The sequence below is a fragment of the Trinickia acidisoli genome (assembly GCF_017315725.1).
In the GTDB taxonomy this organism is placed as follows: domain Bacteria; phylum Pseudomonadota; class Gammaproteobacteria; order Burkholderiales; family Burkholderiaceae; genus Trinickia; species Trinickia acidisoli.
This window is the reverse complement of record NZ_JAFLRG010000002.1, coordinates 1,968,690-1,990,208: the sequence shown is the minus strand read 5'-3', so window position 1 is coordinate 1,990,208 and position 21,519 is coordinate 1,968,690. Positions and strand designations below refer to the sequence as shown.

Sequence of the window (21,519 nt, the reverse complement as noted above, 5' to 3'; positions counted from 1 at the left end):
TCTGCGGTTGCATGCAAAGCGCGCACGCAGCGAAAGTCGATACCTGTCCTCGTCAAAACGATGTTCGGCCGGCAAGCAGTTCACGCATCGACATGCCTATCCCGCCGCCGCGATCCGCTTTAAGGTGAGGGTTTTCGGGAGTGGTTAAACGAGCGTGGTTAAAGGCTAAAGACTAAAGACGCTGCCCGCGTATGACGTCGCATGCTTTGTCGGCTATCGCGGTCTCGCCGCTATGCGCGCGCAGCCAGCCGGTGATCATCGGCCAGGTCTCCCGGTTCGCGTTGCGCGAAAGGACGAGCCGATCGTGCATATAGTCCTCGGCGAAGCCTTGCGCTTTGCCGCATAGACGATATGTCGCGTCGTCGCTGCCATAAGCCACGACGAGCGCTTCGCAACCACGGCCGGGCGCGATCAGCCGGTCGCACGTTCCGGCAAGTCCGAATACCGGGACGTTCACGTCGGCAAGGGCGCGCAGGAAATCGAGAAGTCGTAGTAGAGCTGGCGCGGTTCTCGCCGCGACAAAGAAGGTTCGGACTCCTAAGCGGTTGGGTGTTCGTCCTTTCGGTGCGAACCCAACAGTCGTTTGTGATCGGCACGCGGCTTTCGTCTTGAGAAAAGTCATGCATTGGCATCATGCGCGGCCTTCGCATGTCTTGTCGGCCATTTCAGGTTGGCACTGTTGCGCGGTTTTGCTGCAGGAAATGAAAAAAAGAAACGGTTCTTTCACCGTTGTGTATTCAATACTTCAGCCCGACAGCCATCGACAACACGGCCGTGGGTCCGTGCCAAGGCGCGTCGCGCGGCGGCGGTGCGGCGCGCGAGTCTGGGCGAACCAGCTTAGCGCAAGGACTCTGCCTGCATCGACATCGCTCCGTACCCGCAATGGCACGAGCCGTGCGTGTTTGTCCGATCGGGCATTTGTGTCGCCGCTTTGGAGGGCGACCCTGAGGAGCAGTGAGTCACATGAACTCGGCAACGCGTTTCGGCTGCCTGTTCGATGGCAGTCGGTCTAACTTCCCGACGCCCTGCTTGCACGGTAAATTTTCCCGTGCAGGAACGTGTCTCGACGCGCTCCACCGGTTACGAATCGACACGCGTTGCGTCCGCACGCGTGTTGGTTTTTGCGCGCCGCGAGCATATCTTTGCTGTGAATCGGAATAGGGACACCCAATGAGCGACGCACGAAGCATATTGCCCAACCGCGAGCGAAAAGATTTCTTGTCCGGGGGCGGCGAACTGGGCCGGCTCATTCGCGCTCATGATTGGCGCTCCACGCCGCTCGGCGACCCCGAAAGCTGGCCTCAGAATCTGAAGCTCGCGCTGCGCATCATCCTCAATTCTCGCCAGCCGATGTGGATCGGCTGGGGCGCTTCGCTGGTCTATTTCTACAACGATGCCTATCAATCGATCATCGGCGGCAAGCACCCGTGGGCACTGGGGCGGCCGACGGCGGAGGTCTGGCACGAGATCTGGAGCGACATCGGCGAGATGCTCGCGCTTGCGATGAGCGGAGGGGAGGCGACTTATGTCGAAGCGCAGCACCTCATCATGGAACGCAACGGCTATCCCGAAGAGACCTATTACACGTTCTCGTACAGTCCGATTCCCAACGATGACGGCAGCATCGGCGGCATCATCTGCGCCAACACCGACGATACGCAGCGCGTGATCGGGGAGCGACAGCTCGCGCTGTTGCGCGATCTCGCCGCAGGGACGGCCAACGCGCGCAATTGGCAGGAGGCGAGCGAGTACAGCATCCGTGCGCTCGGCCGTGAAGCACGCGATCTGCCCTTCGCGATGCTCTATCTGGCCGAACCTGGCGATACGGCTGTCAAACTCGTGGGTGCCTCAGGCATCGACGCGGCGCACGAAGCAGCGCCATCCAGCATTTCGTTCGACGCAGCGGGACTGTGGCCGGTGCACGAAGCGCTGCGTAGCCATTGCCCCGTCGTCGTGTCGGATCTGCGCGCTCGCGTGACTTCGCAACTGCCGATGGGTCCGTGGGACGAGCCGCCAAAACAAGGCGTCGTGGTGCCGATCGTGCTTTCGGGCGACGCGGGGCGCGCCGGGGCGCTCGTCGTCGGTTTGAATCCGTTTCGGTTGTTCGACGAAAACTATCGCAGCTTCCTCGGTCTCGTCGCCGGTCAAATCAGCGCGGCCGTCACCCACGCGCAGGCGTATGAGGAAGAGCGTCGGCGCGCGGAAGCATTGGCCGAGATCGACCGCACCAAGACCGCGTTCTTCTCGAATGTCAGTCACGAATTTCGTACTCCGCTCACGCTGATGCTCGGCCCGCTCGAGGACGCGCTCGGCGACGCGACGGAGGCGGCGCTCGCGCCGTCGCAGCGGGAGCGCCTCGCGACGGCACATCGCAACGGGCTGCGTCTGCTCAAGCTCGTCAACTCGTTGCTCGATTTTTCGCGCATCGAGGCCGGGCGAGTCGTTGCGACGTTCGAGCCGACCGATCTTGCCAAGCTAACCGCCGAATTCGCGTCGAACTTCGAATCGGCGACCGAACGCGCGCAACTCGCGTTGTCGATCGAATGCGAGCCGTTGCCGCAACCCGTCTACGTCGACCGCGACATGTGGGAAAAGGTCATCCTGAACCTGTTGTCGAATGCGTTCAAATTTACGTTCGAAGGGGAGATCGGCGTGGCGACGCGTCTGTCCGACGACGGAACGGCTGCCGAAGTCATCGTGCGCGATACCGGCGTGGGCATTCCGCCGCGTGAGTTGCCGCGCTTGTTCGAACGGTTTCATCGTGTCGAAGGGCAGCGCAGCCGCTCGTTCGAAGGATCCGGCATTGGGCTCGCGCTGGTTCATGAGCTCGTCAAACTGCACGGCGGCACCATTGGCGTCGACAGCAAGGTCGGACGCGGCACGACGTTCAAGCTGCGGCTGCCGCTCGGATACGCCCATCTGCCGCCCGAGCGCGTCGGTTCCACGCGCGCGTCGTCGCCGAGATCGGGGCGTGCCGACGCTTACGTGGAAGAGGCGCTGCGTTGGCTGCCGCACGGCGATGTGGGCGAGATCGATAGCGACGACGTGCCGGTCGATCGCGCCGACGAGATGCCCGAGTGGTCGTTTGGTCGAGGCACGATGGGCGCGCGCGTGCTCGTTGCCGACGACAACGCCGACATGCGCGATTACATCGGCCGCTTGCTGAGGAGCCGCTGGGACGTGGAGACGGTACGGGACGGCTGCGCGGCATTGGAAGCGATCCGCAGGCGCGAGCCCGATCTCATATTGACCGACGTCATGATGCCCGGGCTCGACGGCTTCGGTCTATTGCGCGAGATTCGCGGCGACGCGCAATTGCAGCACTTGCCCGTCGTCATGTTGTCCGCGCGGGCGGGTGAAGAGGCGCGTGTCGAAGGGCTCGAATCGGGTGCCGACGATTATTTGACGAAGCCTTTCTCCGCGCGCGAGCTCATGGCGCGCGTCAATGCGAATCTCGAAATGGCGCGCTTGCGGCGCGATGCGACGCGCGAGTTGCTCGAGAGCGAGGCGCGCTTTCGAAACATGGCGAACCATGCACCGGTGATGATGTGGGTCAGCGATCCCACCGGCTCGTTGACTTACCTCAATCGGCTCTGGTGCGAGTTCACCGGGCAGTCGTTGGACGAGGCATTGGGCGCAGGCGCATGGAATGCGTTGCATGCCGACGATCGTAAGCAGTACGAAGATTCGTTCTTGTCGGCCAACACGACCGGCGAAGCGTTCAGCGCCGAGTGCCGCGTGCGCCGCGCGGACGGCGTCTATCGCTGGGCACTGAGCGCGGCCGCACCGCGCTTCAGCGACGACGGCGCGTTTCTCGGCTACATCGGCTCGATCATCGATATCACGCATCGTAAGGAGGCCGAACGAATCTTGCGGGAGACGAACGTGGTGCTCGAGCGGCGCGTGGCTTCGGCGATCGCGGAGCGCTTGCACACCGAAGCGCAACTGAGGCAGGCGCAAAAGATGGAGGCGATCGGCAAGATGACCGGCGGTGTCGCGCACGATTTCAATAACGTGCTGCAGGTGATCGCCGGCAATCTGCAATTGCTGAGCCGTGACGTGGCCGGCAATCTGCGCGCGGAGCAGCGCTTGCAGACCGCGATCGCGGCGACGTCGCGCGGTTCGCGGCTTGCCTCGCAACTGCTCGCCTTCGGCCGCCGGCAACCGCTTTCACCGAAGAGCGTCAATCTCGGCCGGCTGATTCGCGGCATCGACGATATGCTGCGCCGCTCGTTGGGCGAGGGCGTCGAAATCGAAACGCTCGTCACAGGCGGCCTTTGGAATACGTTCGTCGATACCGTCCAGGTCGAAAACGCGTTGTTGAACCTCGCGATCAACGCGCGCGATGCCATGCAAGGGCAAGGCAAGCTCACGATCGAGGCGGGCAATGCGTTCCTCGACGAAACCTACGTCGCACGTCACGGCGACGTGATGGCCGGGCAATACGTGATGGTGGCCGTGACCGATACGGGGTGCGGTATTCCCCCCGAATTGCTCGAGCGCGTCTTCGAGCCGTTCTATACGACCAAGCCCGAAGGACAAGGGACCGGTCTCGGGCTGAGCATGGTGTACGGCTTCGTCAAGCAATCGGGCGGACACATCAAGATCTACAGCGAGGTGGGGCACGGCACGACGGTGCGCATCTATTTACCGCGCGCGCGCCAGCCGGAAGACATCGAGACCGATATCGAAACGGGACCGATCACGGGCGGTAGCGAAACGGTGCTCGTCGTCGAGGATGACGAAGACGTGCGCGGCACCGTCGTGGATTTGCTCTCGGAACTCGGCTATCGCGTTCTGCGGGCGAAGGACGCTCAGAGCGCGCTCGCTATCGTCGAGAGCGGCGTGCCGATCGATCTATTGTTCACCGACGTCGTCATGCCGGGCCCGCTCGGCAGTCCCGAGCTTGCCCGCAAGGCGCGCGAACGTCTGCCGAACGTTGCCGTGCTGTTTACCTCCGGCTATACCGATAATGCGATCGTGCACGGCGGCCGTCTCGACGATGGCGTGGATTTGCTCAGCAAGCCGTACAGCCGAGAGGCGATGGCCCGCAAGATACGGCATGTGCTGCGCAATCAGGTGCGCGGCGTGAGCGTGCCGGCCCCAGCGCCGAGTCTGCCGCCGCAGTTGCTCGAACGCGAGGTGTTGCCTGACGCTTCGCAATTGACGGCGCGCGTGCTGCTCGTCGATGACGACGCAATGGTTCGCTTCACGACGGCCGACATGCTCGCCTACCTCGGGCATGTCGTCACCGAAGCCGGCGATGCGACCGACGCGTTGCGGCTGCTCAGTGAGCGGGCGTTCGACGTCATCGTCACCGATATCGCGCTGCCCGATTTGTCGGGCGACGAGCTGGCCATGCGTGCGATCGCGCTGCAGCCGGGCTTGCGCGTGATATTTGCGACGGGCTACGACGCACTACCCGACGACAGCGATCATCAGGCGCTCGCGGGTGCGATGCTGCTGCGCAAGCCGTACAACAAGGAGCGCATCGAAGAAGCGATGAACGCCGCGATGGCCGCGCGCCTCGCGGCGGGGGCGTCGCGTGCGGCCATCGAGGAACGTTCGGCACCGGCTGTCGCCGAGAAATCGGCCAAGCAAATACCGTCGATTTGAAGCGGTCCTCACTCCTGTTTCGACGAGACGCCGGCATAGCCGGCAGTCCCGATCGGTTCAAAGATTCAAAGGTGAGGGAATTCGGGAGTACGTATCGCGTTGCATGTCGAGCGCCCAAATCGGCGCGTCGCCTCCCGAAAACACTCACCTTGCGCCGACGTACGATTCGCATCGATGCTGCGCTCAAATTCCCGGCCGGTCAGGCGATTCGGGCTGCGAGGAGCGGCATTATGCTCACGTTCATTGACCTCCAATCGGTTCCGTGCCGATCTTGCGTCGATAGGCGTGACCGGCGTTAACCCATCGAAAGGTGAGTGTTTACGGGGGCATCTATCAATGCATTTTCCCTCGAGTGACGCACGGGCGCGGGTGATTAATCGAACGGCGCTGGAACGGTCTGTGCACGTAGCCGGAGACACGGGCTTTTTGTCGGTTTTGCTTTTTGCCGATTTTGTATCGATAATTCAAGCCGACACCGCTTGAAAAACCCTCGTGCGCTGCCTCCACGGTCCGCGCCTGCGGACGGCTGCCACCTTTCGGCCGCGAGTCGAGTATGATTCGGCTCGGGTCAACCGGGGGATTTAGCCACCCTCGCATCAACCATAACCGGAATCATCGATGGAACAGCTTGAAGGCGAGGCTCGCGAACGGTTGATTCGCTGGCTGCGACGCCGCATGGACGAGTACGGCATTACCGTGGAAGCCGTCGCCGAATCGATTTCCGCCGATAAGCAGGCGGAGCGGCCCATACTTTATCGCGATGCGATGGGCAACACGTGGGATGGGTACGGGGATCCGCCCGATTGGCTGCGCCGCGCCGTGGCAGCGGGCCAGCAAATGGATTTCTTCCGCTGCGAAAGCTGACGCGCACGCCACGCTTCATTCGGCCTCGGACGTTTTAGCGGTTGTCTGGTCAGTCGGCCAATAATTCTCGAAGACGCATTCGCCGATCGGCATTCGCTTGGCCCATTGCTCGAGCTCGAGCATCGGCTTCGGGTAAAAGGCTTCGACATGCCCGAGACATAGAATCGCAATCGGCTTCGCGCCAGGCGGCATGCGCATCAGCGTACGCACCTCATCGACATCGAAGAGCGATACCCATCCCATGCCGAGGCCCTCGGCGCGTGCCGCGAGCCACAGGTTCTGAATCGCGCATGCGACTGACGCTAGATCCATCTCGGGCAGCGTGCGTCGCCCGAAGACGTGTTTTTCGCGGCCGTCCATCAACGCCATCACGAGCAGCTCGCCGCATTCGAGCATGCCTTCCACCTTCAGCCGCATGAATTCGTCGTGCCGTTCGCCTAGCGCTTCCGCCGTGCGCATACGTTCTTGCTCCACCGCGCCGTGCAAGGCTGTGCGCAGCGCCGCATCGGTAATACGAATGATGCGCCATGGCTGCATGAAGCCGACGCTCGGCGCGTGGTGCGCCGCGTCGATCAAGCGCGCGAGGACGGCTGCATCGACGGACCCTCGCACGAAGTGCCGCATGTCGCGGCGTTCGTAAATCGCGCGGTATACGGCTGCGCGCTGCGCGTCGTCAAATTGCATCGCCATGAAATATTGCTGCCATAAAAGCCGGGTTGGACGGCCAATAGCCGTGGAGGTACGAGGCGACGATTGCGCCTGAGCGGTACATCGGTTCGCCAGGCGTCTCCGATTGAGCACGCCGTGCCGTCAAGATCGGGGCCAGCGGGGTTTCGACGTGCGAGTAGTGAAACGTGTGGCCGCGCATTTCGCCTTGCGCGCCGTGGATCGCTTGCATGCCGAGCGCCGCCAACTGTTTGCCGAGCGCGGCGTGTCCGGGCAGCAGGCCGAGCATCGGCATCGTTTCGCCGGCGCTGTCGGTCAGGCTCTCGAGCAGATAAAGCATGCCTCCGCATTCGGCGAAGAGCGGGCGGCCCGCCGCGGCATGCGCGCGGATCGCACTGGCGGTGCGCGTGTGTCGTGCGAGCGCGGACGCATGCAGCTCGGGATAGCCGCCCGGCAAGTAGACGGCATCCGTTGCGGTAGGTAACGGTTCGTCAGCGAGCGGCGAGAACGTGCTCACGCGCGCGCCGAGGGAGGTCAGCAAGCGCAGGTTGGCGGGATACACGAAGGAGAACGCGGCATCGTGCGCGACCGCGATGTGCAGGCCGTCGAGTAGGCGAGGCAGCGGTGAGCGAGGCGGCGTGTCGAAGTCGGCCGCGGGCGGTAGCCGCGCGAGCGCGGTCGCCTCGAGCGCATCGGCGGCGCGCTCGAGGCGCGCATCGAGATCGTCGATCTCGTTGGCGGTATGCAAGCCCAGATGCCGCTCGGGCAGTGCGATATCCGGGGTGCCGGGCACATGGCCGAGCCAGCGCACGCTTGTCGGCAATGCGTCCTCGAGCAGCCGCGCATGGTATTCGGACCCGACGCGATTGGCGAAGACGCCGTGAAACGCGAGCGATGGATTGAAGCTCGCCAAGCCCAGCGCGATGGCACCGAAGGTTTGAGCCATCGCTTGCGCATCGATGACGACGGCGACGGGCAGCCCGAAGCGCAAAGCCAAATCGGCGCCGCTCGGGGTGCCGTCGAATAGTCCCATCATGCCTTCGACGAGGATGAGATCGGCTTCGCGCGCTGCGTCGGCCAGCAACTGACGACAGAGCGTTTCCCCCACCATCCAAAGATCGAGCGAATCGACGGGCGCGCCGCTCGCGCGTTCGAGAATCGTCGGATCGAGAAAATCCGGGCCGATCTTGAAGACGCGCACGCGCAAGCCGCGACGACGATGGGCTCGCGCGAGCGCGGCCGTGACGGTGGTCTTGCCTTGGCCCGATGCAGCGGCGCCGATGAAGAGCGCAGGACACGACGGCATGGTCAGCGGGCGGCCGTAGGTGAGAACCGGGCCGAAGATGACGGAATCGACGATGAGGGATGGGGCATGGGACGGGTGCTTGCGTGGGCGATGATGACGATACGCGCAGTGTAAAGCGGCTCGGCATCGCGCGCACGCTTGGCAATGTCGTTAGGAGTGCGAATTAAGACGGGTACGGCGGCGGGTGCTGCGAGGATGCGACGTCGGTCGGCTCGGGCGGCTCAGTCGGCTTGGCGACGGGTGCGACGCGTTGCATCAGATAGGCGTAGAGGGCGCGCAAGTCGTTATCCGACATCTTCGAGAACTCGGGGTAAGGCATCGCGGGATTGAGCACCTTGCCGCCGGGTGCGACGCCGCGCCGTACGGCGCGATCGAAATCCTCGTAGGTGTAACGGCCGATGCCGTAGCGCGGATCGGGCGTGATGTTGCTCGCCTCGACGGGGCCGAGCGGCGAAACCATGCGGAGCCCGCCGGCAAACGGCGCACCGCCGTTCGGGGCCGTATGGCATCTCGCGCAGTGGGCTGCTTCGGCAACATTCTTGCCGCGCGCGAGCAACGCTGCGTCGGCGGGGGCGCGCACCTGTGCCGCGGGAGCCGCGTGGTGTCGCGCGCTGCCCATCGCGATGGCGAGGACGGCAGGCAAAGTCAGCAGGAGCAGATCGGTTGCCATACGCGGTGGCTTTTTCATCGCGTTTATTCCCCGCAGTAGGACCATCCCCGCCACGAACACGGGCGCAACATAGATGACCGCATAGATCGGCAGCCAACTCAATACGACGTAACACCAATACGGCACGGCCTTTGCAAGGCGATGCGGCGCAACGCGGGCGCTCTCTTCCCGCGGCGGTACGGATCCATGAGGCGAACGCCTTGCAGGCAGCAGGTTCCATTCCTATTGTGCGCACGGCGTATCGAATCCGCTGGGGTACTGCCGAAGTCGTAAAACACTGCCAAACTTGACGTGTATTGGACGAGTGTTCGGACATACGCCGCTCGCCGAGCGGTCGGCGCGGTGCCCGTCATCCGTTATTCGTTATTCGTCTCCGAGCGAGGCTCATTCTATGAACGACACGCCGGTGTCGGAACGCGAACGCAGTTTGAGCGCGCGCACGACGTCGCAAGTTCACGAAGCGCTCGCCGGGCGCCGGCGCGGCGCGCGTTTGCTGTTGCCGTTCGCCGGCCCGGCCGTGGTCGTGTCGGTGGCCTACATGGACCCCGGCAATCTGGCGACGAACTTGCAGGCAGGCGCCGGCTATGGCTACGCGTTGCTATGGGTCGTGCTGTTCGCCAATGGCGCGGCGATGTTGTTCCAGGCCGTCTCGGCGCGGCTCGGCGTCGCGACCGGGCTGAGTTTGGCCAAGCTGTGCGCGCGCAGGCTATCGCCGCCCGTGGTGCTTGCGATGTGGGTCGTGAGCGAGATTGCGGCGATGGCGACGGATCTTGCCGAATTCCTCGGCGGCGCGATCGGGTTTTCGCTGCTTGCGCGGATACCGCTCATCGTCGGCATGGCGATCACGGCGGTCCTCACCTGGGCATTGTTGTCGCTGCAAAGGCGCGGCTTTCGTCCCATCGAACTCGCGATCGGCGCGCTCGTCGGCCTCATCGCCGTCGCCTACGTTGCACAACTCGTCTTCGTGTCCACGCCGTGGCGGCCGGTGCTGCGTGGCATGTTCGTCCCGTTGCTGCCCGATCGCGAAGCGCTCGTCGTATGCGCGGGCATCGTCGGCGCGACCATCATGCCGCACGCGCTCTTCCTGCATTCGGGCCTGACCGGCGAGCGCATCGTCCCGCGCACCGAGGACGAGCGCGCCAAGCTCGTCCGCTATGCGAACGCCGAGGTGATCATCGCGCTGACCGTCGCCGGGCTCGTGAATATGGGTATGGTCGTCATGGCATGCGGTGCGTTTCACGGCGGGCATCGTGAGGTGACGGAAATCAGTGCGGCCTACCGTACCTTGACGCCGCTGTTCGGGTCGATGGCAGCGGGGCTCTTTTTGACTTCGTTGATGGCGTCGGGTATTTCGAGCTCGGTCGTCGGCACGATGGCGGGGCAGATGATCATGCAGGATTTCCTCGGCGTATCGCTGCCGTTGTGGCTGCGGCGCCTGGTGACGATGGTGCCCAGCTTCGTCGTGGTTGCGCTGGGGTGCGGCGTGACGCGGGCGCTGGTGCTGAGCCAAGTCGTCCTGAGCTTTGCCGTGCCGGTGCCGATGCTCGCCCTGATCGGCTTTGCGAGCAGCCGCGCCGTTATGGGCGATCATCGTCTGGGCCCAGCTATGGTGCTGCTGACCCTCGTCGTATTCGTCGTCGTCGTGGCGATGAATATCGTGCTGCTTGCGCAGACCTGGCCGTCTTTCTAACGTCGGCGGTCCCGCAGGCCGGTGCCTCTTCGGTCGCGGCAGCCGCCATCCTCTGCGCAAAGGTGAGTGTTTTCGGGATTGCACGGGCGGTGAGGTCGATACGCTCTTCTTGCCTCACGCCAAATGCCATTCTGGCGAGACATCGCGCGCACAGACGCGGTTATGCACCTGCACGGCGCATGAAAGGCGCGTTGCAGGCGATGTGCGGTGAGTCGTTCCGCCGTCTAGCACCTCACCGCATGGCAGTGAGGCGGGCCAAGGTGAGTGTTTTCGGGAGCGACTTGTTCCACCATGTGGGCATCGCAGCCGACCTGCGTCGCGAAATCAGGATTCGTGCGAAGATCAAAGGCTCCGACGTGGCTTGGCCCGTCATCGCTATTGCGACTACTGCCGGACAGCGAGCCGGCTCAATTGGAGAACTTGATGATGCAGATCACGGGAGACATGCTGATCGGCGGCGGCTCGGTGCGCGGTAGCGCAGGCACGTTGCGCGCGTTCGACCCGGCCAAGAACGCGGAAATCGAGCCCGCCTTCGGCGCTGGCGATGCCGGCGACGTCGATCGCGCCTGCAAGCTGGCGCAAGCGGCGTTCGATCCGTTCCGCCAAGCGCCGCTAGAGACGCGTGCGCGTCTGCTGGAGGCGATCGGCGAGCGCATCATGGCGCTCGGCGACGCGCTCATCGAGCGGGCGCAAGCCGAATCGGCACTGCCGAAGGCGCGCCTCGAAGGCGAGCGCGCGCGCACGATCGGCCAACTCAAATTATTCGCGCAGCTCGTGCGCGACGGCCGCTGGCTCGGCGCGACGCTCGATTCGGCCATGCCCGAGCGCAAGCCGCTGCCGCGTTCCGACCTGCGTCTGCAGATGATCCCGGTCGGCCCCGTGGCCGTGTTCGGCGCGAGCAATTTTCCGCTCGCGTTTTCGGTGGCGGGCGGCGACTCCGCATCGGCGTTGGCAGCCGGCTGCCCCATCGTCGTCAAGGCGCACCCGGCGCATCTGGGCACCTCGGAGCTCGTGGGCCGGGCGATCCAAGAGGCGGTGGCCGAGTGCGGCTTGCCGGCCGGCGTGTTCGCGCTGGTGATCGGAGTCGGCAATGCCGTCGGCGAAGCGCTCGTCGCCCATCCCGCCATCAAGGCGGTCGGCTTCACGGGTTCACGCGGCGGCGGTGTTGCGCTGATGAACATCGCCGCTCGACGCCGCGAACCGATCCCGGTCTATGCCGAGATGAGCAGCATCAATCCGTGCTTCGTGTTGCCCGGCGCGCTGGCAACGCGTGCCGAAGCAATCGCGAACGGCTTCGTCGACTCGCTGACGCTCGGCGTCGGACAGTTCTGCACGAATCCGGGGCTCGTCGTCGTACTCGACGGTCCGCATCGGCAAGCGTTCGTCGATGCCGCCTCGAAGGCGCTCGAGAAGAAGGGCGCGCAAACGATGCTGACGGCCGGTATCGCGAGCGCTTACCGCGACGGCGTGAAGCGGCGTGCGGGCGTCGAGGGCGTGACGCGTGTCGGCCACGGCGCGAGCAGCGACGCTCAGCATGCGGCGCTACCCGAGTTGTTCGCGACGACGCAGCCGCGTTTCCTGGCCGAGCCGCCGCTCGAAGACGAAATCTTCGGGCCGACCTCGCTCGTCGTGACCTGTGCGAACGTCGACGAAATGATCGAATTGGCCGAGCATGTGGAAGGCCAGTTGACGGTGACGCTGCAGATGGAGCGCGACGACGTCGAGCTTGCGCGCAAGCTGTTGCCGACGCTCGAGCGCAAGGCCGGCCGCATTCTAGCGAACGGGTTCCCGACGGGCGTCGAAGTGGCGCATGCGATGGTGCACGGCGGCCCGTTTCCGGCCACGTCCGATCCGCGCTCGACGTCCGTGGGCTCGCTCGCGATCGATCGGTTCTTGCGGCCCGTCTGTTATCAGGATTTGACGGCCGAATTGTTGCCGCAGGCCGTGCAGGACGACAACCCGTTGAACCTCTGGCGCCTGCGCGACGGCACGTTCGAGCGTCGCTGAGCGGAGGGAGAAATCAATCTCCCACGCGATAGACGCGGCCCGTCTGCGCGCCTTCCACGCTTTTGCAGAACGCAAGCGCGGCGCGGCGCGCGCTGACGCCTTCGAATCCGCGAAAATACGGGGCGTAGACGTCGAGCGATTCTTCGAGGACGGTTGGGCTGACGAGGTTGATGCGCAGCGCGCGTGGCAGTTCGATCGCCGCGCCGCGCACGAACCCTTCGAGCGCGAGGTTCACGGTGGTCGCGTTGATGCCCTCGCGGATCGGCTCCTCGGCCAGAATGCCGCTTGTCAGTGTGAATGAGCCGCCGTCGTTGACGTGGTGCTGGGCGGCCAGCACCACGTTGACTTGGCCCATCAGCTTGTCGCGCAGGCCGATCCAGAACTGGTCGGCCGTCATTTCGTGAAATGGCCCGAAATGCACCTTGCCGATCGTGGTAACGACTGCGTCGACGCGACCGATCTCGTGGAACAGACGCTCCACGCTCGGCAAGTTCGTTGCGTCGACGTGATAGTCGCCGCGCGTCGCGCCCACTTCGATCACCTCATGACGTTGCTTCAGCTCTGCGCAAACGGCTTGGCCGAGCGTGCCGCTCGCCCCGATCACGACGATTTTCATTCCGGCTCCTCAGGAAAGGAAGAATGCGCTGCGCCTCGCGCCGCGTCTACGCGCATTATGGACGCGTGTCGCTCCGGGTGCGCAGCGGGAGTGTGAGCAAGACGGCCGCGATCAGTTTGCCTGCGAGCCCGAGACCGGTCACGAGGGCGCCGAGCGGAAAGATGCGCCATTCGACCGGTAGCAACGGTCCCACGAACGCGACCGACGCGAAGCAGAGCACGACCGTGATCCAGCGTGCCCAGGGGCGGCGCAGCGCGACGAATGCGTAGAGCAGGCCGACGATCACGCGTGCCGTCAGCGCGGCCGCGAGCGTTGACGACAGTGATATCGCGCCGTCTGTCGACGTGGGTGCGATCTGCCCGAGCGGAAGCTCGATCCAAGCGAGCGCGTAGCTGACGCCGAGACAGGCGAGCGCGATCGAAAACCGTCTGGCCGCGCCGGGTTCGAGCGGTGCGCGGCGTGGCGCGAGCGGATGGCGTACGCGCCGTGGAGTGGCGCCGGGTAACTGATGGCTCGGATGGCTCGCGCTCATAGTCCGCTCGCAAGGTGAGTGCGCATGATTTTTTTGTCTTCGACCCAAAAGCATCGAGCATGCGCAGACGTTCCTTTATCGTAGCGCAGCCTGAAGCAACTTCAAGCGTCGCACGAGCCCCGGCGCACGATCGTGCCGGATGGTCGCATTTGCGCGCACGGCATCGTCGCTGCAAGAGCCGTTCCGGCCTCGGTGCGACATGGCGCAGCGGCCGTTATGACTCGAGCAGTCAAAAAACTGCAATTTTTTCGATAGAACCGGCGTTTCCTACAGAGTATGATTCGAATCCTGCAAGCCGGCGCCCGTAGTGAAAACGCAGTCAGGCGCTTGCTCTCGCGGCTGCGCGACGCATCGCACGACGACGCAGCAAGCGTATTCAGGGAGGCAGGTGACTCATGCATCACCCCGACGCCGCATTCACGCATCGCGGATATTTGCTCAATTGCGCGCCCGCGCGGTCCGGAGACGGCACGTATCAGCCGTACGTCGTGATCTCGCGCTCGAGCGACGGCGAGCTCGTCGCGAATCGCTTTTTCCCCAATGAGCTGCGTTTCACCGACGAAGCCGCGGCGATCGCGCATGCGCGTGACTGGGCCGTTCGCTGGATCGACGTGAGCAGCCTGACTGTGTAGCTCGCGCGCGCCCGTATTTGCCCTATCCCGAGCGCTCGAACACCCTCACCGAAAACGCGGTAATCTCTTCGGATCGCCGACTCCAGCAGCCGCCTCGCCGCCGTTTTCATCATCATGCCGAACCCGCCTTCCCACCATTGGGGCCTCGATCGAATCGTGGCCGAGTTGCGCGCGTCGCGCGAGGATCTGCATCGAACGCGCCATCCGCAAGGCATTCGAGAGCTGCCGTCGCGCGCGGCGATCGTCGGCGTCGTCGAGGCCCTGCGTGCCGTGATGTTTCCGACTCACTATGGCGCACCGGATTTGACCGACGAAAGCGTCGATTACTACGTCGGCCACACGCTCGAAAGCGCATTGCGGGTGTTGTACGAGCAAGTGCGCCGCGCATTGCGCTTTCTGCCGGAGCACGCCGAGACGCTCGAGCCTGAACTCGAAGCGCGCGCGTTCGAGATTACGCGCGCGTTCGGGGCAGCGTTGCCCGGTATCCGCGCGATTCTTGCAAGCGACATCCGGGCCGCGCATGCCGGCGATCCGGCCGCACAGCACGTCACCGAAATCTTGCTGTGCTATCCCGGCGTGCTCGCGATCATGCATCACCGGCTCGCCCACGCGCTGCATCTTCTAGGCGTGCCGCTGCTCGCGCGGTTCATCAACGAGATCGCGCATTCGGCCACGGGGATCGACATTCACCCCGGCGCACAGATCGGCCCGAGCTTTTTCATCGACCACGGCACCGGCGTCGTCATCGGTGAGACGGCGATCATCGGTGAGCGCGTGCGGCTTTATCAGGCGGTGACGCTCGGTGCCAAGAGCTTTCCGGCCGATGCCGACGGTACGCTCGTCAAGGGGCACGCACGGCATCCGATCGTCGAAGACGACGTCGTCATCTATGCCGGCGCGACGATTCTCGGGCGCGTGACGATCGGACGCGGCGCCGTCATCGGCGGCAACGTGTGGCTCACGCACAGCGTGGCGCCCGGCGCGAGCGTGTCGCAAGGTAGCGTGCGCGAAGGCGGACGCGGCGACGAAAACCCAGACGCGCGGGGGCGCACGCGCCGATGAATCGCGGGCGCGTCGTCATGCATCGTTGTGCCGTTGCCGGCGTGCAGGCCACGGCGGCCGACACGGCGCGATCGTTCGGCCGCCACTCGCACGATACGTTCGGCGTCGGGGTCGTCCGGCGCGGCGCGCAACGTTCGGCGAGCGGCCGCGGTCCCGTCCAAGCGCGAGCCGGCGACGTCATCACCGTCAATCCCGGCGAGGTGCATGACGGCAGCCCGTTCGACGAGCGCGGCCGGGCCTGGCGCATGCTCTACCTCGAGCCCGCGCTCGTCTATGACGTTGCGTGCGAACTCGGTGCGCCAGCGCCGACATCGGTTGAGCTCGAGCAGCCGGTGTTGCATGACCACGCTTTGGCCGCGTGCTTCGAACGTGCATTCGCCGCGGTGATAGGCGCTGTCGACGCAGCCGACGCATTGACGCGCGAGGCGTTGCTGTATGGCCTGATGATGCAATTGGTGGGCGGGCATACGACCGTGCGGCTGCGCGCCCCGGTGCGAGCGGCGCTCGACGGTGCGAGCACTTCGATTCGGCGCGCGAAAGCACGGATCGACGACGATCCGCATGAACCCGTTACGCTGGCCGGCCTGGCGGCCGAGGCCGGGCTGAGCCGATTTCAGCTTTTGCGCGGCTTCGCGCGCGAGACGGGGCTGCCGCCTCACGCCTATTTGATTCAACGCCGCATTGCACTCGCCCGCCGCTTGATCGCGCAAGGCAGGCCGCTTGCCGATGCCGCAGCCGATGCCGGCTTCGCCGATCAAAGCCATATGACACGCGCGTTCGTGCGCGCCTTTGGTGTAACGCCGGCGCATTACGCCGGCGCCGTCCGCTAGCCGCCCGACGATCGCTTCTCGTTTCGCCGCCCACGTCCGCACTCACGCCCACGCATGCCGTGCGGCTCGCTGCAATTTCATTCAAGACCGTTTTCGCCGGACTCTCTAGGCTGCGTCGCATCCTTTTAACGATGGGAGCGACACGATGAATTCGCGTTTGACCGGCTATCTCTTTTGCACGCTGGCGATGATCGGCGTGGGCAGCACCGTGGTGGCGAGCAAGCTGATTGCGCATGGGCTGCCGCCTTTCGCTGCAACGGCGCTGCGGTTTGCGATTGCCTTCCCTCTGTTCGTGCTGGCGATGCAACTGACAGGCGAAGCTTGGCCGCGCGTCAGCCGACGCGAGGCGCTGCTGCTTCTCTTGCAATCCGCTGCCGGCAGCATGGGTTATACGGTGCTGTTGTTGAGCGGCATGCGGCTGACGTCGGCAACCGATGCCGGCGTGATCGCGGGCAGCTTGCCGGCCGTGGCGGCGCTGGTCGCCGTTGTTGCCTTGCGCGAACGGCCGGGGATGCTCACGATCGGCGCCGTCGCGCTGGCGACGTTGGGCGTAGCCGTATGTACGCTGCACACGGCCGGCGCAAGCGAGCCGGCTGGCGTTTCCGCCCCCGCCTCTGCCTCTGCATCGATGCTGCTCGGCAATGTCTTCGTTCTCTTGGCCGTCCTTTGCGAAGCGCTGTTCATCTTGCTCAACAAGCGTTTGCGGACACCCGTTTCGCCGTTGCAGATGTCGACGCTGATGTCGGGTATCGGCCTTGCCCTGTCGTTCATCCCCGCGCTCCTCGAACGGCCCTGGACAATGGCGTACGATCCGACGGCCATCGAAGGCGTCGTGTACTACGCGCTCGTGCCGACCGTCGGCGGATTCATGCTTTGGTTCGCGGGTGCCGCGCGTATCGCCGGTGCGCAGGCCAGCGCGTTGACGGCGTTCGTGCCGATTTCGGCGGCCATATTCGCCGCGGCCGTGCTGCACGAGACGATCGGTGTGGCGCAATGGGGGGCGATGGCGTGCGTGCTCGGCGCCGTGTTGCTCATCGCGTGCGAGGGGGCAAGGAGGCGCGACGCCAACGCCTCGTCGGTCACGGTACATCGTTTGCGTATCGATTAGGAGTCCGAAGCAAAACGATAGCAATAACGATAAGGAGTCCTGACGATCGAGCGAAATGACTGCCGCATGCGTTCATACGGCAGCGCGCGTCGTTCAGGCGTTCGGGATGCCCAGCCCGCCCGAACTGCCGACGATAGCCAAGAACTCGCGTCGAGTCGACGGATCGTCGCGGAACGAGCCGAGCATGCGCGAGGTCACCATTTGCACACCGGGCTTGTGCACGCCACGTGTCGTGATGCACTGATGGGCGGCTTCGAGGATCACGCCGACGCCTTTGGGCTGCAAGATTTCGTTGAGCGTATCGGCGATCTGCACCGTCATCTTCTCTTGAATCTGGAGGCGCTTCGCGAATGCGTCGACGAGCCGCGCGAGCTTCGAGATGCCGACGACGCGATGATCGGGCAGATAAGCCACGTGCGCGCGGCCGATGATCGGCACCATGTGATGCTCGCAATAGCTTTCGAAGCGGATGTCCTTGAGCACGACCATTTCGTCGTAGCCGTCCACCTCCGAAAACGTCCGGGCGAGAATCTCGCGCGGATCGTGCGAGTAGCCTTCGAAGAATTCTTCATAGGCGCGCACGACGCGCCCGGGCGTATCGAGCAGGCCTTCGCGTGCGGGATCGTCGCCGGCCCAGCGCAGCAGCACGCGCACCGCGTCTTCCGCTTCGCTGCGCGATGGCCGCACCGGCGCCACGGCCGAGGCGCCGGCTCGTTTGCCGCGTTGGCTCGCCTGGCCGGCTTTCTTCGCTCGGGATCCTTCCTTCATCGTTTGCTCCTCGTCTGCTTCGCTTGCGGGGCTCTTCGAAATGGGGGCCATTGTTTCACGATTTGCGCTGCAGAACTGAAACGATGTTGCGCGGCCGGCGTTGCCGCGTGCCGCAGCTACTCTTCGGCGTCGTGTTCGGCGACGAAGCGCATCAAGTACGCGCGTAGCGCGGCTTCGAGCGCACGGTGATCGGCGACGCTTTTCGAGCCGGCTTCGGCTTCTTCGCCGAACAGGCTGGGCGGCGCGTCGTACAAGCCCACTTCGAAACCCTCGCGCAGCACGCGAATTTCATGCGTGCCTTCGAGATATTCGGCAACCCAATGAATCCCTTCGATATGGGTGCCCGTGCGAACCGGTGCGGTCATCGGAGCCTCCTCGGAGCCAGAGCCCGTGGCGAGGCCGTCGACGGGTACCGGCGCTTGGGCGCTTGGGTTCCGTCAGAGGCTACGCACTGGCTTGGGAAAAAGAGTACGCCACTCCCGCACCTAGGGAAACGCTGATCAATGAGTTCGCCGGCGGCGTTTTGCACGAGTCAGTTTGCAAGTGTCAGAACGGCGAACGAATTTCGTTGCGATCGGGCTGAGTTTTGCTCGAATGCGGGCCGATCGCTCGCGTTTTTCATACACATGACGGACTTTGCCCATGTATCGAGTTCAACTGGCTCTTTGCGATCACCAGATTGGCCAAGGCGAAGAGGCTGAACAGTTGCGCCGTGTTCTTGGCTAGGCCTTTATAGCGGACCTTGCGGTGGCGGAACAAATTCTTGACGACATGAAACGGATGCTCGACCCGGGCGCGAATTTGCGCTTTGGTTCGCTCCACCTGGATCAGCAAATCCTTCAGCGCCCCGTCTCGCATTGCCTTAATCTTTCCGCGCTTGACAGCCACGCGCCATTGCACCGCTTTGCCGCGCATCTCGTCGCGCTTTTCAACGCCCGTGTAGCCAGCATCACCAAACGCTTCCCGCTCGTGCCCGTGCAACAGAGCGTGCGCTTGCGATACGTCCGTTACGTTGGCCGATGTACCCACCAGGCTGTGCACCAGACCCGAGTCGGCATCGACGCCGATGTGCGCTTTCATGCCGAAGTGCCACTGATTGCCCTTCTTCGTTTGATGCATCTCAGGATCACGGCTGTTCTCGGCATTCTTGGTCGACGGTGGCGCCTCAATAATCGTCGCATCCACCAAGGTGCCTTCCTTCATCAGCAACCCGCGTTCGCACAGCGAAATGCCGATCTCGTCGAACAGCTTGCGCGTCAAGTCATGCTCGACCAGCAGGCGGCGGAACTTCAACAGCGTCGTCGCATCCGGCACGTCCTCGACCGCCAGATCGATGCCGGCAAACGCACGCATCGCAATGCTGTCGTACAGCGCGTCTTCCAACCCTTCGTCCGACAGCCCGTACCACTGTTGCAGGAAGTAGATCCTCAGCATACGTTCCAAGCCAATCGGCGGTCGGCCTCGCTTGCCCTTCGGGTAGTACGGCTCGATCGCCGACAGCAAACGTGGCCATGGGACAAGCTTGTCCATCTCCGCCAGAAAGCGTTGCCGCTTGGTTACGCGCTTCGCGCCACGGCTTTCCGCTTCTGCAAAACCGATCTGTCGCTTCATGTTCAGGGATCCGTTCCGCGTGCCTCTTTCTACAACGTCCTCGGCGGCCGATGCGATGACCGTCGAGTCGAATAAATCAGTGTTTCCCTAGCGCACGCGGTATCGCGCCGCGTGCGTTAGTGGGCCAGTGCGCGCGATCAGTGGCTGATCGCCTCGAGCGCGCGTCCCTTCGTGGACGGTCCGAGCAAGATCATGCAGATGCCGATGACCATCGCCGCGGCGACGAACACCGCGACTCCCGGCACGCCGTACTTGTGGAGCAAAACGCCGATTGCGAGCCCTGCGAAGGCGACGGCGAGCCGGCTCCACGAATAGACGAAGCCCACGGCGCGCGCGCGCACGCGCGTCGGGAACAGTTCCGCCTGATAGCCGTGATAGGCATACGACATGACGTTCGAGGCGAGCGTGAAGAGCACGCCGAGCACGATCAGCAGCGCCGGTGCGGACGCCTGCGAAAACAGCGCGATCACGATGCCCATGATCAACAGGCCGCCGCAGATCTGCGTCTTGCGCTCGATCTTGTCGGCGAAGAGGGTACCGAGCAGCGGGCCGAACGGGTTCGCGATCGCGATGATGAAGGCGTATTGCAAGCTCGTCGTGATGTGAACGCCGCGGCTGATGAGCAGCGTCGGCACCCACGCGGCGAAACCGTAAAAGCCGATCGCCTGAGCCATGTTGAAGATCGAGAGCAAGATCGTCCGCTTCAGATAGAGCGGGCCGAAAATTTCGCTGAACGAGCCGCGTCCTTCGACTTCGTTACCGATCGGCTGCGGCGGCGGCAGCTTGATACCCTTCTCGGCTTCGACACGGCGTTCGATGTCGGCGACGATGCGCTCGGCCTCGTCGACGCGCCCTTGCCGTGCGAGCCAGCGCGGGCTTTCCGGCACGTTGCGGCGAATGATCCACACGAACACGGCGCCCAGCGTGCCGATCAGAATGACGACACGCCAATACTCGAGCCCGAACGGGTGCGTATCTTTGAGGATGTAGGCGAGAAACGCGACGAGCGGCACGACGCAGAACGTGATGAACTGGTTGATCGCGTAGGCCCGGCCGCGTTCGCCGCTCGGGATCAGCTCGGAGATGTACGAGTCGATCGTGACGAGCTCGACGCCGATACCGATGCCGGCGACGATGCGCCACAGATTGATCGCGAGGCCCGAATGCTGGAACGCCATGATCGCGGTGCAAACGACGTACCAGATCAGCGACCACGTGAAGATGAAACGGCGTCCGAATCGATCGGCGACGAAGCCGAAGATGAGCGTGCCGAGCCAGAGCCCGGCGAACGTCGCAAAGACGAAGGTGCCGAAGCCCGCGACGGCAATCGGCGCGAGCGCCGCGAAAAAGCCGAGCGATTCGGGCTTGAACAACCCCGACTGCACCATGCCCGGCGCGACGTAGCCGGTGAAGAACAGGTCATAGAACTCGAACACGCCGCCGAGCGAAATCAGCATCACCATGGTCCAGACGGTGCGCGACGGCGGCAGGCGGTCGAACCGCGCTGCGATTGCTAATGATTGTTGCTGACTGGTCATCTT

At 64.1% G+C, this 21,519-nt stretch carries 18 protein-coding genes; 8 read left to right on the top strand and 10 right to left on the bottom strand.

What is annotated here, in order from left to right:
• Positions 1–172: 172 nt before the first annotated feature.
• Entirely contained in the window at positions 173–457 is a 285-nt protein-coding gene (locus J3485_RS27090) for a hypothetical protein (RefSeq protein ID WP_206957478.1), read from the bottom strand.
• 713 nt (positions 458–1,170) lie between these two features.
• On the opposite strand from J3485_RS27090, the gene J3485_RS27085 reads away from it, so the two are divergent.
• Entirely contained in the window at positions 1,171–5,616 is a 4,446-nt protein-coding gene (locus J3485_RS27085) for a response regulator (protein WP_206957476.1), read from the top strand.
• A gap of 618 nt (positions 5,617–6,234) precedes the next feature.
• Entirely contained in the window at positions 6,235–6,480 is a 246-nt protein-coding gene (locus J3485_RS27080) for an H-NS family nucleoid-associated regulatory protein (protein WP_206957474.1), read from the top strand.
• A 15-nt stretch (positions 6,481–6,495) separates the two neighbouring features.
• Here J3485_RS27080 and bluB read toward each other — a convergent pair whose 3' ends face one another.
• From bluB to J3485_RS27065, 3 genes are all read right to left on the bottom strand, one after another.
• Positions 6,496–7,170 (bottom strand): 5,6-dimethylbenzimidazole synthase, encoded by a 675-nt coding sequence (gene bluB / locus J3485_RS27075; RefSeq protein ID WP_206957472.1) that lies wholly within the window; start codon positions 7,168–7,170, stop codon positions 6,496–6,498.
• Entirely contained in the window at positions 7,154–8,452 is a 1,299-nt protein-coding gene (locus J3485_RS27070; protein ID WP_206957462.1) for a cobyrinic acid a,c-diamide synthase CobB, read from the bottom strand. Before J3485_RS27070 ends, bluB begins: the two co-directional genes overlap by 17 nt.
• Before the next feature lie 163 nt (positions 8,453–8,615).
• Positions 8,616–9,140, bottom strand: coding sequence for a c-type cytochrome (locus J3485_RS27065; RefSeq protein ID WP_374192470.1), 525 nt, complete (start codon positions 9,138–9,140; stop codon positions 8,616–8,618).
• 373 nt (positions 9,141–9,513) lie between these two features.
• On the opposite strand from J3485_RS27065, the gene J3485_RS27060 reads away from it, so the two are divergent.
• Both J3485_RS27060 and J3485_RS27055 read left to right on the top strand, forming a co-directional pair.
• Positions 9,514–10,812, top strand: coding sequence for an Nramp family divalent metal transporter (locus J3485_RS27060; RefSeq protein ID WP_206957460.1), 1,299 nt, complete (start codon positions 9,514–9,516; stop codon positions 10,810–10,812).
• A gap of 426 nt (positions 10,813–11,238) precedes the next feature.
• Positions 11,239–12,819 carry an aldehyde dehydrogenase (NADP(+)) gene (locus J3485_RS27055; protein WP_206958431.1) on the top strand — a complete coding sequence of 527 codons (1,581 nt, stop codon included), beginning with the start codon at positions 11,239–11,241 and terminating at the stop codon, positions 12,817–12,819.
• A gap of 13 nt (positions 12,820–12,832) precedes the next feature.
• On the opposite strand, the gene J3485_RS27050 is transcribed toward J3485_RS27055, so the two are convergent.
• Both J3485_RS27050 and J3485_RS27045 read right to left on the bottom strand, forming a co-directional pair.
• Positions 12,833–13,435 carry a short chain dehydrogenase gene (locus J3485_RS27050; protein ID WP_206957451.1) on the bottom strand — a complete coding sequence of 201 codons (603 nt, stop codon included), beginning with the start codon at positions 13,433–13,435 and terminating at the stop codon, positions 12,833–12,835.
• Positions 13,436–13,490: 55 nt separating this feature from the next.
• Positions 13,491–13,967: a hypothetical protein gene (locus tag J3485_RS27045; protein WP_206957449.1), complete on the bottom strand. Its 477-nt coding sequence runs from the start codon at positions 13,965–13,967 to the stop codon at positions 13,491–13,493.
• A gap of 395 nt (positions 13,968–14,362) precedes the next feature.
• On the opposite strand from J3485_RS27045, the gene J3485_RS27040 reads away from it, so the two are divergent.
• From J3485_RS27040 to J3485_RS27025, 4 genes are all read left to right on the top strand, one after another.
• Positions 14,363–14,599, top strand: coding sequence for a hypothetical protein (locus J3485_RS27040; RefSeq protein ID WP_206957447.1), 237 nt, complete (start codon positions 14,363–14,365; stop codon positions 14,597–14,599).
• A gap of 114 nt (positions 14,600–14,713) precedes the next feature.
• Positions 14,714–15,661, top strand: a complete 948-nt coding sequence (gene epsC / locus J3485_RS27035) for a serine O-acetyltransferase EpsC (protein WP_206957439.1) — start codon at positions 14,714–14,716, stop codon at positions 15,659–15,661.
• Positions 15,658–16,491 (top strand): AraC family transcriptional regulator, encoded by an 834-nt coding sequence (locus J3485_RS27030; protein WP_206957437.1) that lies wholly within the window; start codon positions 15,658–15,660, stop codon positions 16,489–16,491. The genes epsC and J3485_RS27030 overlap by 4 nt, the downstream gene beginning before the upstream one ends.
• A gap of 145 nt (positions 16,492–16,636) precedes the next feature.
• Positions 16,637–17,599, top strand: a complete 963-nt coding sequence (locus J3485_RS27025; RefSeq protein ID WP_206957435.1) for a DMT family transporter — start codon at positions 16,637–16,639, stop codon at positions 17,597–17,599.
• A 93-nt stretch (positions 17,600–17,692) separates the two neighbouring features.
• Here J3485_RS27025 and folE read toward each other — a convergent pair whose 3' ends face one another.
• From folE to J3485_RS27005, 4 genes are all read right to left on the bottom strand, one after another.
• Positions 17,693–18,367 carry a GTP cyclohydrolase I FolE gene (gene folE / locus J3485_RS27020; RefSeq protein WP_242538947.1) on the bottom strand — a complete coding sequence of 225 codons (675 nt, stop codon included), beginning with the start codon at positions 18,365–18,367 and terminating at the stop codon, positions 17,693–17,695.
• A 116-nt stretch (positions 18,368–18,483) separates the two neighbouring features.
• On the bottom strand, positions 18,484–18,732 hold the full coding sequence (locus J3485_RS27015) for a hypothetical protein (RefSeq protein ID WP_206957433.1): 249 nt from the start codon (positions 18,730–18,732) through the stop codon (positions 18,484–18,486).
• Positions 18,733–18,985: 253 nt separating this feature from the next.
• On the bottom strand, positions 18,986–19,978 hold the full coding sequence (locus J3485_RS27010; protein ID WP_206952492.1) for an IS5 family transposase: 993 nt from the start codon (positions 19,976–19,978) through the stop codon (positions 18,986–18,988).
• Between the two features lie 137 nt (positions 19,979–20,115).
• Complete coding sequence (locus J3485_RS27005) at positions 20,116–21,441, bottom strand: MFS transporter (RefSeq protein WP_206958427.1); 1,326 nt, start codon at positions 21,439–21,441, stop codon at positions 20,116–20,118.
• Positions 21,442–21,519 lie beyond the last annotated feature (78 nt).